This window comes from Cobetia sp. UIB-001 (assembly GCF_044789135.1).
GTDB lineage: Bacteria > Pseudomonadota > Gammaproteobacteria > Pseudomonadales > Halomonadaceae > Cobetia > Cobetia amphilecti.
The window spans coordinates 2,524,335-2,539,144 of the sequence record NZ_CP058244.1 but is presented as its reverse complement, the minus strand read 5'-3'; the positions used below and the strand labels follow the sequence as shown (position 1 = coordinate 2,539,144).

General features: G+C 51.3%; 12 protein-coding genes. 9 read left to right on the top strand and 3 right to left on the bottom strand.

Annotated features, from left to right (window positions below; translation table 11 throughout):
* Positions 1 to 21: 21 nt before the first annotated feature.
* The 9 genes from HA399_RS10555 to HA399_RS10515 all read left to right on the top strand — a co-directional run bounded on the left by HA399_RS10555 (position 22) and on the right by HA399_RS10515 (position 13,241).
* The gene (locus HA399_RS10555) at positions 22 to 2,829 is read left to right on the top strand and encodes a glycosyltransferase (protein WP_404324921.1); all 2,808 of its coding nucleotides are present in this window, start codon (positions 22 to 24) and stop codon (positions 2,827 to 2,829) included.
* Between the two features lie 14 nt (positions 2,830 to 2,843).
* A complete protein-coding gene (gene rfbA / locus HA399_RS10550; RefSeq protein WP_404324920.1) occupies positions 2,844 to 3,734 on the top strand; it encodes a glucose-1-phosphate thymidylyltransferase RfbA in 891 nt (296 codons plus the stop codon).
* 357 nt (positions 3,735 to 4,091) lie between these two features.
* The gene (rfbC, locus tag HA399_RS10545; RefSeq protein WP_404324919.1) at positions 4,092 to 4,640 is read left to right on the top strand and encodes a dTDP-4-dehydrorhamnose 3,5-epimerase; all 549 of its coding nucleotides are present in this window, start codon (positions 4,092 to 4,094) and stop codon (positions 4,638 to 4,640) included.
* 140 nt (positions 4,641 to 4,780) lie between these two features.
* Positions 4,781 to 6,604 (top strand): glycosyltransferase family 92 protein, encoded by a 1,824-nt coding sequence (locus tag HA399_RS10540; RefSeq protein ID WP_404324918.1) that lies wholly within the window; start codon positions 4,781 to 4,783, stop codon positions 6,602 to 6,604.
* Positions 6,597 to 8,906, top strand: coding sequence for a glycosyltransferase (locus HA399_RS10535; protein WP_404324917.1), 2,310 nt, complete (start codon positions 6,597 to 6,599; stop codon positions 8,904 to 8,906). The genes HA399_RS10540 and HA399_RS10535 overlap by 8 nt, the downstream gene beginning before the upstream one ends.
* Positions 8,907 to 8,967: 61 nt before the next feature.
* Positions 8,968 to 10,020, top strand: a complete 1,053-nt coding sequence (locus tag HA399_RS10530) for a phytanoyl-CoA dioxygenase family protein (RefSeq protein WP_404324916.1) — start codon at positions 8,968 to 8,970, stop codon at positions 10,018 to 10,020.
* Positions 10,020 to 11,054, top strand: coding sequence for a glycosyltransferase (locus HA399_RS10525; RefSeq protein WP_404324915.1), 1,035 nt, complete (start codon positions 10,020 to 10,022; stop codon positions 11,052 to 11,054). Before HA399_RS10530 ends, HA399_RS10525 begins: the two co-directional genes overlap by 1 nt.
* Before the next feature lie 292 nt (positions 11,055 to 11,346).
* Positions 11,347 to 12,399, top strand: coding sequence for a glycosyltransferase (locus HA399_RS10520; protein WP_404324914.1), 1,053 nt, complete (start codon positions 11,347 to 11,349; stop codon positions 12,397 to 12,399).
* Between the two features lie 173 nt (positions 12,400 to 12,572).
* The gene (locus HA399_RS10515; RefSeq protein ID WP_404324913.1) at positions 12,573 to 13,241 is read left to right on the top strand and encodes a DUF938 domain-containing protein; all 669 of its coding nucleotides are present in this window, start codon (positions 12,573 to 12,575) and stop codon (positions 13,239 to 13,241) included.
* Between the two features lie 445 nt (positions 13,242 to 13,686).
* Here the strand turns inward: HA399_RS10515 and HA399_RS10510 are convergent, their stop codons facing one another.
* From HA399_RS10510 to HA399_RS10500, 3 genes are all read right to left on the bottom strand, one after another.
* Positions 13,687 to 13,863 carry a hypothetical protein gene (locus HA399_RS10510; protein ID WP_404324912.1) on the bottom strand — a complete coding sequence of 59 codons (177 nt, stop codon included), beginning with the start codon at positions 13,861 to 13,863 and terminating at the stop codon, positions 13,687 to 13,689.
* Between the two features lie 131 nt (positions 13,864 to 13,994).
* Positions 13,995 to 14,312: a hypothetical protein gene (locus HA399_RS10505; protein WP_404324911.1), complete on the bottom strand. Its 318-nt coding sequence runs from the start codon at positions 14,310 to 14,312 to the stop codon at positions 13,995 to 13,997.
* An 86-nt stretch (positions 14,313 to 14,398) separates the two neighbouring features.
* Positions 14,399 to 14,767 carry a PH domain-containing protein gene (locus tag HA399_RS10500; protein WP_054557116.1) on the bottom strand — a complete coding sequence of 123 codons (369 nt, stop codon included), beginning with the start codon at positions 14,765 to 14,767 and terminating at the stop codon, positions 14,399 to 14,401.
* Positions 14,768 to 14,810: the final 43 nt, after the last annotated feature.

The window sequence follows — 14,810 nt, the reverse complement described above, 5'->3', positions numbered from 1 at the left end:
ATGAAATTCAAAGGGATCAATATGTTAGGGATGATAAAGAAGTCACTTCCCCAAAAGTCAAAGAAAAGATTGATCGGGCATGTAGATAAATTTTCTGATGGGGTTATCTATGGTTGGATCGATAAATCAATATTGAGGCAGGGGGATAAATATAAAATATATTTAAATAATAAAGTGCTTGGCGATGTTCTTACTGAAGTCCAACGCCCTGACTTATCAAGCATTGGTATACCAAAAAATAATGATTATGGTTTCTCAATAAAGTGCGATTTTTATCCTTATTTAGACCCTAATAACAAGAATTGCCTTGAAGTAAAGTTGAATGATCTGGCACCTCCATTACCTGGAAAAAAAATAAATCTAGCATTTCCAGATATAAGGTATCATGTAGATAGGATAGATGCCGAGTATATTCATGGGTGGGTGTTAGATAACAATAACGCGTCATTGTCCCTTTCTGTCGATGTATATTCAAAAGACAAATTTATTGCATCTTTTAGTGCTTCACAGAATCGTGTCGACCTACTGTCTGCAGGCTTTACGAACTCAAAGTGTGGGTTTTCTTGGCGTTATGCTGATGTACTTGACCCAAATAGCTTTAATGAAATAGATCTCTATATTGCCAAATCAAAAATCAAGATAAATACAACTCCTATCGTTATTGAGAACAATGGAGCCAAACTTTCCTGTTTGAACCTGCTCGCACAGAGGATACGTAATAATCAGACTGATTTTTCTAATGAAAAGAAAGGTTGGTTGATTAATGATGTATTGCCTGAAATTGCTAAGTCAATAAGAGCTGAAAACAGTTTTACCTATACAGCCAACAAAACTTCAACGCCCTCGAAATCTCCTATGGGCGTGAATGTCATCATTCCAGTTTATGATGGATATGATGAAACCATCGAGTGCATCAACAGCGTGGTGTATGCCAAAAATACAATTGAGTATAACCTCATTGTTATTGATGACTGCTCGCCGTGTAAGGAGCTTTCAAAGAAGCTCGTTGAGTTATCCCATACTTTGAAATTTGAGCTCCACATAAATGAAACAAATAGAGGGTTCGTAAAGACAGTCAACCGTGGTATGAAACTGAATGCTGATAATGATGTTGTTCTGTTGAATGCTGATACTGTAGTCCCTGACGGTTGGCTTGATCAGTTGGTGGATGTGGCCTACGAAAGTTGTTTGAATGGCACAGTTACACCGATGTCAAACAATGCGACAATTTGTAGTTACCCAGAGTTTTGTGTAGAAAACACGCTTGAGCAAGACAAGGATGTTAATTATTATAATGAGCTTCTGAAATCCGCAAACGGGAACTCTTCGATTGATCTGCCCACTGCTCATGGTTTCTGTATGTTCATCAAGCGAGAAGTCATTGATGAGGTAGGTTTCTTTGATGAGAAAAAATGGGGTATGGGTTACGGCGAAGAGAATGACTTTTCGCTTAGAGCTCAGCAAGCTGGTTGGAAAAATGTCGCCTCTGTAGGGACTTATGTTCAACATGTTGGCTCTGTTTCTTTTGCTGAAAGCTCAAGTGAATTTATTCAGGTCAATTTGAAAAAATTGAATGGAATCTATCCTGAGTATGCAGCGAACGTCAATTCTTTCATTGTTAATGATCCCTTGAGAGAATATCGTAATAAAGCGGCTATGATTGAACTCAGAGGCCTATCGAGTGATGATCATATTAGTGGTGCCGGAGGTAACTTTCTGTTTATCTCTCTTACCATAGGCGGAGGCACGACTGTCGCTACTGATTCATTACAGGATTTACTTGAACTCAATAGTGTTTCTTCTTATTATCTCACATCACCCTCTGAAAATATTTGGAGGGTATCTAATAGAAAGTGTTCTTCCTTTGCTGATTTCGATGTAAATAGTAAAGAGGAATATGACAGTTTTATAAAGTTTCTCAAAGATTTGAATATAATAAGTCTTCAGTATCATCATGTTATTCAATTTGATAGCCTGGTTAAAGATCTTCCCAAGCTTCTAGATATCCCATATGATATTACGTTGCATGATTACTATTATGTTTGTCCACGTGTCAACCTGATCGATGATACCGGTGAATATTGCGGCGAACCTCCAGTAGACTCTTGTAATAAGTGTATTTCCCTTAATGGCTTTCATGACGCGGTAAACAAGAATATTGTCCCTGAATCTTTCGATATCAGTATATGGAGAGAAAGCTCACTGGAGTTCATGTCTCGCGCCAAGAATATTTATGCCCCAAGCCAAGATACTGCCGATAGATTTAAATGTTACTTTAATGAATTAGAGGTCAAGGTTCGATATCATCCGGAACCTATACGCTTCGTAGAAAGTCGCAAACAGTCAGGTGAGAATATTCATGTTGCCATACTGGGGGCGATTGGTCAGCATAAAGGATTTAATAAACTAGTAGCCGCTATCAAGTATTCAGAAAAATTCAAGTTGCCAATTGAGTTTCATGTAATAGGTTATACTCAAGATGACCCTTTGATTTCTAAATATTCTAATGTGGAAATACATGGTAAATATGATAGGGCTAGCCTTCCCGATAGAATACAGTCAACAGGCTGCTCTGTATCACTATTATTGAGTGTTTGGCCTGAAACTTTTAGCTATACTTATTCCGAATCCATTTTTAATGGATTGTCAGTTGTGGCATTGAATCATGGTGCTATTCCAGAAAGAGCAAAAGAAGATGCGCTGATCATAAGTCCTAATAGTACGGGCAAAGAAATCTGTGATGCTATCATGAATACTCAGTCAATGCATTGGAAGCGTGAAATTGGCATGGAGTATCCAAATCCATTACAGACCTACTTTAACAACTAAAGGAGATTTACTACATGGCGCGTAAGGGTATTATTCTCGCTGGTGGTTCCGGTACACGTCTGCATCCGATCACTCGCGGTGTTTCCAAGCAGCTGCTGCCTATCTATGACAAGCCGATGATCTTCTATCCGGTCTCTGTCCTGATGCTGGCCGGTATCCGCGAGATCCTGATCATCTCCACCCCGGAAGACCTGCCGCAATATGAAAAGCTTCTGGGCAATGGTGATCAGTACGGCGTGCGTTTCGAATATGCCGTGCAGCCGAGCCCGGATGGCCTGGCGCAGGCCTTCATCATCGGTGAGGAATTCATCGGTGATGATTCGGTCTGCCTGGTGCTGGGGGACAATATCTTCCACGGTCAGCACTTCTCTGATCAGTTGAAGCGTGCGGCGGACCAGCCGAGCGGCGCGACGGTCTTCGGTTACCTGGTGCAGGACCCGGAGCGCTTCGGTGTCGTGGAGTTCGATGAGTCCGGCAAGGCGATGTCCATCGAGGAGAAGCCGCTGAAGCCCAAGTCACCGTATGCCGTGACTGGCCTCTACTTCTACGACAATGACGTGGTCGAGATCGCCAAGTCCGTGGAGCCGTCCGAGCGTGGCGAGCTGGAAATCACCAGCATCAACAATGCCTATCTGGTACGTGGTGACCTGCGTGTCGAGCGCCTGGGTCGTGGCTTCGCCTGGCTGGATACCGGCACCCATGACAGCCTGTTGGAAGCTGGCCAGTACGTGCAGACCATCGAGCACCGCCAGGGCTTGAAGGTGGCGTGCCTGGAAGAGATTTCCTGGGCCAATGGCTGGATCACCGACGAGCAGCTTGAGGAGCAGGGCACGGCACTCAAGAAGACCGGTTACGGCCAGTATCTGCTCAAGCGTCTGGATGACAAGCGCCACGGCAATCAGTGACACAGCGATCGATGACATGCCCTGCAATGACATGTCCTGCAATGAAAGTTCATGATGAGCTGTATCATGCCTTTGGTACGAATTGGCTAAAGGCAATGCTAATGTAGTCAAGCTCCCGCAGTCGTCCCGACCATGACGACGACTGCGGGAATTTTTATGGCAGGCGGCCATGGCTTCTCTGGCGAGCAGTGATATGACGGTATGTAATCTTTGCGGTGTATCGTGTCAGTCAACGCCGTCAGTGCCGCAGGACCGCTTGACGCAATATGGCTTGGCAAAGAGCTGGCTGGATGAGAAAGACAATGAGCCACCTCGCTGCCAACGCTATTTCTGTCCCCGACAAGGAGCAATTCCCGCATGAATTTTGAAAAACTCGCCATTCCGGATGTCGTGCTGGTGACGCCGAAGAAATTCGGTGATGAGCGCGGTTTCTTCATGGAAACCTTCCGTCAGAGCGAATTCGTCGAACACTGCGGTGATTACACCTTCGTGCAGGACAACCACAGTAAATCCCGTCAGGGTATCCTGCGTGGCTTGCACTACCAGCTGAATCAGCCGCAGGGCAAGCTGGTACGTGTCACACGGGGTGAAGTCTTTGATGTGGCCGTCGACATGCGCAAGAGTAGCCCGACCTTCGGGCAGTGGGTCGGCGCACACCTGAGTGAAGACAATCAGCAGATGCTGTGGGTGCCACCGGGATTCGCTCATGGCTTCTATGTCATCAGCGAATCAGCGGAATTCCAGTACAAGTGCACTGACTATTACGCACCGGGTGATGAGTATTCGCTGAAATGGAATGACCCCAGCGTGGGTGTCGAGTGGCCGCTGGTGAATGGTGAAGCGCCGCAGCTGTCGGGCAAGGATGAAGACGGTGAATCTTTCGAGACGGCCGCCGTTTTTGATTAAGTTGTAATATTAATTCCTGCTCATTGAATAGATGCCTCACTTCCTGAAAAGATGAGGCGTCTTGTTATAACTTTTGTTTGAGTTTTGCATCACCTTATTACTTTTTATTTTTATGTTTTATTTTGTAAGGTAATTCATTGATGCTGAGATTACGAAAAAAATCAAAAGAAATTGATTTTGCAGTTGTTGCCATTGTAAAGAATGAAGCGCTATATCTCAAGGAATGGTTGACTCATTACCGTAATCTTGGGGTAACTCATTTTTTTATTGCGGATAACGGTAGTACTGACGGTACTCAAAATATCTTGAATGATGAATTTAAGAGTGGTGATGTTACATGGGAAACTTGGGTTCCATCCGTTAAAGCTCAAATCACATGGTATAAGGAGTGCCTTTCGCGATTTGGAAATCAATGCCAGTGGATGGCTTTTTTCGATATAGATGAGTTTTTAGTTAATGTAGGTAATAAAGAGGGTGCTGGAGATATAAGAGGGCTAGTTGGTTCTCTATTGGATAAGCCGAAAATTGGTGGTATTGCGATAAACTGGCGTATATATGGCTCATCTGGATATAATAGATTCCAACCAGGAGCTGTGACCTGGCGTTTCAATAAGGCAAGTAAGTTCGATCGCGCGGTAAATCAGCATGTGAAATGTATTTTCAGGCCGGAACGCGTGAAAAAAGTTTTTGTGCATGCCCCCGAGTTGATCTCTGGCTTCCATTATATTACTCCAAGAGGCGATGTAGCCTGCTTCCTTGAGCAAGATGTCAAGTCTGGACGTACGGAAGAAGTCTGTAAAGAGAAATTTGTTATAAATCATTATAACGTCAAGTCTCAATGTGAGTTTATTGACATAAAAGCTTCTCGTGGTCGTGCGAATCTAGGGGCTGACAAGAGTCGTGAAATGTCGTATTTTCTTGGCCATGACCTCAATGATGAACACACAGATGTTACAGAATTCAATGAACTACAGAAACAACATTATAATGACCTCTCTGTAAATACTCAGTGTCGTAACCCTTTCTTTTTTGTTCACATACCTAAAACAGCTGGCACTAGCTTTCGGTTAGGGGCTGCAGAATTCTTCGAGAAGTCTAATATATGGCATGACTATGGCGCCATGAGTAAAGAAACCCATCCAGAGATCTTAAGGAATATATATGAACTTAAAGATGGTTATGCTTTTGCCAGTAAAGTCAGGGATAAAGGTGTAAAGCTTATTGCAGGACATACACCTGCATCAAAATACTTATCTGTCACGGGGATTCGTAACACAATTAGTTTTTTACGTGATCCAGTCCAAAGAGTCATGTCTGATTATAATCATTTTGTAAGGCATAATAATTATGCTGGTACACTAGAGGACTTTGTTTCACGTCCTGAACTACAGAACCGGCAGGCGAAATTTCTTGCCGGAGCTCCTATCCAATGTTACGGATTTATTGGCCTTACTGAAGATTATCAGCATTCACTGGAAATAATAAATAGTAATTACGGCTTGTCTATTCCATCTCGCCAGGATAATGTTTGTAGTGCCGTAGGCAGGGAGCATACAATAACTAGCGAAGAGCGAGAACTGATAGAAAAGTATAATGGAAAAGACTTAGAGTTATATAAAGAGGCTAAGCGAATTTTCTCTCTTCGTGTTGATTTACATAAAGCGTATCTTCCCTACGTGCATGGTGGTATTCAAAATTTAACAAAGAAAAATATATTAGGTTGGGCGTGGTGGAGCTTAACAGACGAGCCGGTAGAAATTGACATTCTTGTCAATGGCTTTGTGGTGGGGAGAGTTACTGCGACTCATCTTCGTCCTGGCATGTTACGATGGGGAGCGCCTCGTGAGGGTTATGTCGGTTTCCATTACGATTTCAAGAAGCCTGTCCCCGTTGGTGCTGTTATTAGCTGTCGAGCTGTCATGACAGGCCAGACAATCGATTCTTCAAATGTAATGGATGATTGAATTCATTGCTGTTGATATTTCTAGGTGCAGTATAATGGGATACGGTTTTCACTCAATAGCTCTTGCATGCGAGAATTTGTGGGAAAATATGTGTAGCATCAAAGTGAATGACACTTTTGATGATTATCGTAACATTTCCCGCTTGGATAATAATGGTGGTCTTCTGACTGAAACTGAAGATCCCCAGATGATTTTACGTTCAAGAGCCTGGCTCCCTGGTTGGTACATGCTGGAAGCGACGGTGCTACATGCGACCACTGCGAGAGAGTCAAGACTGTATCTCAATGAGGGAAACGGATACTCCATTGAAAATAGTGTCTCATTGCCTATCAAGAATGGCCGGATTTCCAAACGCATCATCCATATCGGCAAAAGTGGTACGCGGTTGAGGTTTGATCCTGTCGACGCTCCAGGAAGCTTCAGAGTGGAGCATCTGCGCCTGATCTTGCTTACCCCCGGCTTTGCTCGGGATCGTATCCGAAAGCGTGTCGTGCGGCTGCATCATGACTTCAGAGGAATGTCTCTTGAAGACATGGTGAATCAACTTGCTACGCAGTATCACGCTCATGGCTATCAGACCTCTAAAGAATGGTTGATGGCCTGTTATGCCGATACCTTCCACAATCGTCGTGGCCAAGGGGATTATCAGGCCTGGATCGCAACGAATGAGGCACCTGTAGAAGAGAGGTCTTTGACTCGTGAGCCGCTCATTTCCATTCTGGTGCCTGTCTACCGACCTGAGCTCGAGAACTTCCGTGCCTGCATGGATTCCGTACTGGCACAGAGTTATCGGAACCTTGAGATTTGCCTGGTAGACGATGCCTCTGAAGATGAAGAGTTGACTCGAACTCTTGAAGAATACCGGGTGCACGATGAACGGGTTCGAGTCGCCGCTCATGATCGCAATCAACATATCTCTCATGCCAGCAACACGGCTCTGGGAATGGCGACAGGAGATTTCGTCGCGCTGCTTGACCATGATGACGTCCTTGCACCTCAAGCGCTGTATTTCGTGGCACAGGCCATCAACGAGGCACCCGAGGCGTTGGTGTTCTATTCCGATGAAGACAAGCTGGATGAGCGGGGCCGACGCCATGACCCTCACTTCAAGAGCGGTTGGAACCCTGACTTGTTGCTATCTCAGAATTACTTGTCTCACCTGGGAGTGTATTCGACGCCATTGGTGCGGAAAGTCGGTGGTTTCCGGGCTGGGTATGAAGGAAGTCAGGACCATGATCTCGCATTGCGGGTAACGAATGGCCTGTCCGCAGCGCAGGTTGTTCACATCCCCAAGGTGCTTTATCACTGGCGTGCCGGTAAAGGGTCTACCGCGTTGGATAGCGGGGCGAAGGAATATACCAGTCAAGCGGGACTCAAGGCCGTGCGTGATCACCTGGCACAGGCTTCGTTACCCGCGTCTGTCACTTCCGGAAGCCTCCCTAATACCTACCGCGTCACGTGGCCTGTGAGAGGGCGGCCTCTTGTCAGCTTGATAGTGCCGACCCGCGATGGTGTGGATATCCTCAAGCCGTGCGTCGAGGCCTTGTTGGAGAAAACGTCCTATACACACTTCGAGCTTTTGATATTGGACAACGAATCCACTTGCAAGAAGACCTTGTCCTTCATGCAGGAAGTCAGTCAGCGTGACTCACGGGTGAGAGTGTTGCAGTGGAATCATCCGTTCAATTATTCTGCCATCAATAACTTTGGCGTGAGTGAATCTCGTGGCGAGATCATTGGACTGATCAACAACGATATCGAGCCCATCAATGCCGATTGGCTGGATGAGATGGTGGGGCAAGTACAGCGTGAAGAGATTGGTTGTGTCGGCGCCAAGCTGTATTACCCCAACAATACCGTTCAACATGCCGGAGTAATTCTTGGTATCGGCGGTGTCGCCGGCCACGCCCACAAGTATTTTCATAGAACGGAAGCCGGTTACTTCTCCCGGTTGATGCTGACGCAGAACCTGAGTGCTGTCACGGCAGCTTGTCTGTTGGTCAGGCGCGAGGTCTTCGAGGCTGTTGGGGGACTCAATGAAGAGCATCTTGCCGTTGCCTTCAATGACGTCGATTTCTGCTTGAAGGTGAGAGAGGCTGGCTACCGTAACCTCTGGACACCTTACGCGGAACTGTATCATCACGAGTCAGTCTCTCGCGGTCAGGATGACAACCCCGAAAAGCAGGCACGGGCACAGCGAGAAGTCTCTTACATGATGGACAATTGGGGCGATCAGCTGACGACAGACCCTTACTACAACCCCAACCTGACTCTCGTCCACGAAGACTTTTCGTTACGCTGAGCAGGGCACTGTCCCGTCATGCCTGTAGCTGCCTATTGAACACCGTTTCGCAAGGATCGCCATGCCCCGTTCACGATTTCTGCTCAAGGCTCCCCTGTGGGGTCTTGCGCTTTTCACCGGTGCCAAGTCCTTCATCGCCAACCCGCTGATCGGGAGCGAGCGTCTGAATCGCCGCGGGCTGCACGTCTGGCGAGTGAAGGCGGCGTCTCGGATCATGCGCTGGCGCATGGCCATGTTGAGTCGAGGCGTGCCGATAGCGGAGCGTGAGGCCTATCTGCGTGATGGCTACCTGCTCAAGCAGAACTTCCTGTCGCCAGAACTGTTCGCGCGGCTCAAGGCGGAGCTTGAAACCGTGCATGATCACGGTCCCGGTGAGGTACGTGAGTGTTGTCAGGGGGATACCCGCACCCATCGTGTATTGCTGGACCCGGAGACCCTGAGCGAGCTGCCGGTGGCTCGGCAAGTGCTGGCTGACCCTCAGTTCAAGCGTCTGCTGCGCTTCTGCGCCGGCCATCGTCGACTCCCCATCGTGCATCTCGAGAAGGTGTTCAATGGCGCCCGCGTAAGTGTTGAGGCCGATCCACAGAAGTCCCTGCACGTGGATACCTTCCAGCCGACCATGAAGTTCTGGCTTTACCTGGAGGAGGTGAGCGAGCGCAACGGGCCTTTCATGTTCGTGCCTCAGTCCACGCAGTTGAACAAGGGCCGTCTGGATTGGGAGTATCACATGAGCCTGACGGCGCGTGAGCATGCCAATCGCTATACTCAGCGAGGGTCCTTCCGGGTCGAGGAAGGCGCACTGGCTCACTTCGGTCTCAATGCGCCCACGCTGTTCAATGTGCCTGCCAACACGCTGTTGATCGCGGATACCTTCGGCATGCACGGCCGTGGTCCTGCCGAGGCGGGCAGTTCGCGTCTGGCGCTGTGGGGGATGAGTCGCACGACACCCTTCCTGCCGTTGCCGGGGCTGGGCGGCGAATGGCTCAATCGCCTGCAGTATCGTGTGCTCAAGGCGGAGCGGGCGCGTGATGACAAGCGTGCCGCAGCGCGTGGTGTCGAGTCTTCCTGGCATGTCGTGACACGTGACTCCTCGCGTGCGCAGGACCCGTCCTGATGTCGGCTGAAGCTTCACCCTTGGCAGGTGTGCGGTGGGTCGTTCTCAGCGATGGTGCTCGACCCACCGAAGATATCTACTTTCTTGAGTCAGCCGCACCTGTGCTTTGTCAGCAGGGGGCCATCGTCGAGCGTTTCGATACACGCCGCTACCACCTGCCGACGCGATGGGCATTGCGGCGCCTGGCAGGAGCCAATCTGCTGATCGTGCGCTCTCTGGGCGAGCGTTGGGTGCGCCTGCTCGAACGTCATCGTGAGCGCTTCGGACGTATCGTCTATCTGATCGACGATGATCTTGGCGCCGTGACCCGTACCGATGGATTGCCTGCCGCCTATGTCGCGCGTCTGAGCGGTCTGGCGATGCGTCAGCCCGCACTGCTTGCGCTCGCGGATGAGGTAGTGGCCTGTTGTGAGGCGCTGGTGGCCCAGCTTGGGCGGGAGCATGCCAATGTCTCGTTGCTGACACCGCCAATGCTGACGCCGGAAACTGAGCTGGCCGATTTCACTCAGTCTGACTGGACCATCGGCTACCACGGTACCCGTGCGCATCGCGATGATATCGCGCACCTGGCGCCGGCACTCACGCCAGTGATGGCAGCACATCCCCAGGCACGCCTCGAGATCATGATGGGGCGGCACGTGCCTGAATCATTTTGCGGTATTGCGCGTCTGGAGACCCCGGAGGCGCTGCCCTGGAAGGCCTTTCAACAGTACCAGGCGACACGCCGCATCCAGATCGGCCTCGCGCCGCTTCTGGAGACGCCGTTCAATCGTGGCAAGTCGTGGATCAAGTTTCTCGATATCGCCGCGATGGGCGGTGTCGGTATCTATAGTCGTCGGACGCCGTATGACGGAATCGTCGAGCATGGCGTCGATGGGCTCTTGGTCGGGGACGACCCCAGCGAGTGGCGGGCAGCGCTGGAGCAATTGCTGGCTGACCCAGCCGCCACGCAGGCCATGGCAGAGCGAGCATTGCAGAAAGCCCGAGATATTGGCGCTGTAGAGGCGTGTACGAACTTCTGGCGTTCGCGCTGACTTGAGCGAGATGATCCCAACCCCCAAGGCCCGCAGCTTACCCTGCGGGCCTTGTCGTTTCTGGTCTTGGGGCCGTCCAATCTGCCACTGCCAGCGACGATTCAGCCCCCCAACGCAGGTAACACGTTGATTACATCCGATACACACCAGCAAAATTTGAGTGGTGTGATGCCCAGAAATCATTAAGCTCAAAGTAAGCGTCCCAGAGTCAGTGTGTGCTCTCGCTCGCGCTTGTTTGGCGGTCACGCCGAACGTGCCGGGACCATGAATGCCTCGAGTAAAGGAGACTGACATGACCGCCTTCCCGACCACTCCTCGTTGGATCGTACTCAGTGATGAAGCCCAGGCGCTGGAAGATATCTACTTCTTCCTGCCTGCCATGGCCGCGTTGCGCAAGGAAGGCACACGTGTCGAGCGTTTTGAAACCCGTCGCTGGAAGTTCTCCCCCAAGCTTGCCCAGGCGCGCCTTACCGGCGCCTGCCTGCTGATCGCGCGTAGCCTGGGGCGGGAATGGATCGAGATGCTGGAAACACACCGTGAGCAGCTCGGTCGTATCTGCTACCTCGTCGATCATCTGTATTCGCCTGAGCTGTTGGCAGCGGGGCAGGGTACCTCCACCCCTGAAGCAGGCGCTGAGGCTGAAGCGGCTCAGTTGCAGCAGCGATTGTTCGCGCTGGCGGATGAGGTCGTCGTGGTCAGCGAGCAGCTGGAGGCCGCTCTGGCGAGCCTGCATCCCAAAGTCAGCCTGTTGACGCCGCCACTGACCGGCAAGCTGCCGGATCTGCATCACCTCGAGCAGAGCGATTGGTGCATCGGCTTTCACGGCACTCTGGCGCACCGTGAGGACATCCTCACGCTGGCCCCGGTGCTGCGCGATATCCAGACCCGGCATTCGGACAGCGAGGTGGAGTTGATGATGGGTCGTCATCTGCCGCTGGCGCTCAGCGATATTCCCCGCCTCAAGACGATGGAGGCCGTCAGCTGGGAGGCCTTTCAGGATTATTGCTCGCGGCGTCGGATCGCCATCGGTCTGTCGCCCCTGATGGAAAACTCCGACAACCGCGCCGCCTCTTGGTTGCGGTTTCTCGATATCACCCGCATGGGCGGGGTGGGCATCTACAGTCGCCGGGCGCCCTATGTCGATCTGATCGAGGATGGCGTCGATGGCTTGTTGGTGGGGGATGATCCGGCAGAATGGACAGCCGCCCTCGAGCGCCTGCTGGGCGACCGTGATGCGACGCGTGCCATGGCGCACAATGCGCAACACAAGGCCCATGAAGTGGGCGACCCGCTGCGGGTACTGGATTTCTGGCGCGCGCGTTCGACAGTGGCGCGTGCTCGCTAGCGGGTGCGTCTGTAATGGCCTGCTATAGATCGCCGAAACGAGTTAGCCTGACCGAAATCGCACGACCCAATCACTGTTTGCTCAAGCGCCGTGCCCCTCAGGGGTACGGCGCTTTGTTATGATCTAGCCATCTTTTCGTTCTGAGTCATTTGCCCTGTTGAAAGGAGTGCTGCATGGCCACCCCCGAGTTACCCGATGACTTGCCCAGCGCGACGTCGCAATCATCGCAGCAGGATGTCGAGGTGGCGCACAGCCAGCGTCTCGCGAGCCCAGCGGTCGCTCGCAATCGTGACGTGATTCTCGATGTCCTGCGGGATGTGCTGGCACAGCGGCGTCAGGTGCTGGAACTGGCCAGTGGCAGTGGCGAGCACGCCGTGCATTTCGCCCACGGGCTCCCCCATCTGGAGTGGCAGCCCAGCGATGCCAGCCCACGCGCGCTGGAATCCATCGCGGACTGGCGGGCCGAGGCCGCACTGCCCAACCTCAAGGCGCCGCTCACGCTGGATGTGCAGGCCGAGTGGCCTGAGGTGGCATGCGATGCGCTGGTGGCGATCAATCTGATCCACATCTCGCCGTGGCGGGTCACGTCCGAGCTGATGTTGCAGGCCGGTCGACGCCTTCCGAAGGACGGCGTGCTGTATCTCTACGGCCCCTACAAGCGGGAAGGTCAGCACACGGCGCCGAGCAACGAAGGCTTTGATGTGCAGCTCAAGAGCCGCAACCCGCTATGGGGCGTGCGTGATCTGGAGGCGGTCATCGAGGAAGCGGAGCGCAACGGCTTGCGGCTCGACAAGGTGATCGAGATGCCGGCGAACAATCTGAGTGTGGTCTTTCGGCGTTAGCGCTGGCGGTCAGTAGCCCGTTAGGGAGGGTGAGTACACCTGATGTGACCCACTCACTACGACAATGCCCCGTCCTGTCGCCAGGTCGGGGCATTGTCGTGTATTGGCGAAGGAAATGCGGCTGCACGGTAGTGCGTAAGCGCTTGAATCCCCGGCTCACCTTCAATAAGGGCCGCTATCTATCTACCTATATATGTATTGATGCTTCCAACCTGACCGACATCAAATGGTAAATACCACAGCCCCTCCGCCGCGCAACGAATCTTATTAGGTATCCTGCTTGCGTAGGCTGAGTGCAACGGGGAGACGCAAGCGGAAGCGATAGCGCCGGCCAGGGAGGTGGTCCAGCGGGCAGTGTCGAGAAAGGTGGCGTTTACCGGGGCAGACGCTTCCAGGCGATAGATTCGCGAAGGGCTACACATCAGGCTACCCCAACGTCGGTAACTCACGCGTCTGGCGTCTCGTCACCGTCGTCTTCCTTGAGCGAGCCTTCTGCCAGAGGGGATGAGAAAGGTTGCGGGTCGTGAGAGGCAGACCTTGCGTCACTTCCCATAGTAAAGGGCAGCAGGGCTGACAAGAGAACCGCCGCGAACAGCGAGAACAATGAATCGAAGTGTTTCATGCGCATACCCCTCTAGACCGTGAGTGTGTCTACAGAGCCTATGCCGCCCAAGGCGTGATTGCCTTTCGGTAATCTCGATATGGGCTAGTGGCGCAACCGATGTCACCCCCTCAGGCCTAGTGGCCGAGGTATCAGCGAACGTCGGGTTCTCGCTCGGTATCATTCCAGTCGATCACATGGCTGATGATCTTCCAGCCGGCCTTGCGTGCCGCTTTCTCGGCATGGATGCGCGCTTCCATTCGCGAGATGCTGTCGGTCTGCACCGTGAAGGGCACTTCCAATGCCAGTCGCTTCTGCTTGACGCCAAGCGTCACACGCAGTCCCTTGAGGGGTGTGGTGGTCTCTCTGGCGCGTGGTGCTTCAGGACGAGTGCGAGGAGCGGCATCACGGGAGGTTGAGCTGGCGGTTCTGTTGGTACTGCGCACGAACTTGTCGAGTTCGCGTTTCATGCTTTCTTCGAATTGGTCGACTGACATGTCACTCATCTGGGTAACCCCGTTTGATCAAAGGAATTCACATCTGAAGCAGCAGGGAGTCAACACACATAGGTGGTGATGACTTGTGAGATTTCGGTAAGGCGTGTCTTGCCGGTAAATTCAAATCTCACCGTACCGAGTGCCGAGAAATAGATCGTGAGCTCCGAATCAAGATCAAAGGTGCCGGAAGTTTCGATGGAATAGGTTTCAATCTTCTTGTAAGGGAGGGAGGTGAAGTCTTTCTTGCTGCCCGTCAATCCTTGAACATTGACAGCGATAATGCGCTTATTGGTAAACACGACCCCGTCACGCATTGATTTATAGGCTGAAATGATTTCTTCGCCATCGATCAGCAGGTCATTGACGCGTTCGGCATATTCATCGTTCTGTTTGAGTTTAAAAAAGCCTTTATTATTGAAATCTATCATTGTATTACCTTGTGATTCGACAGTGCTGCCATCTGGGGATACT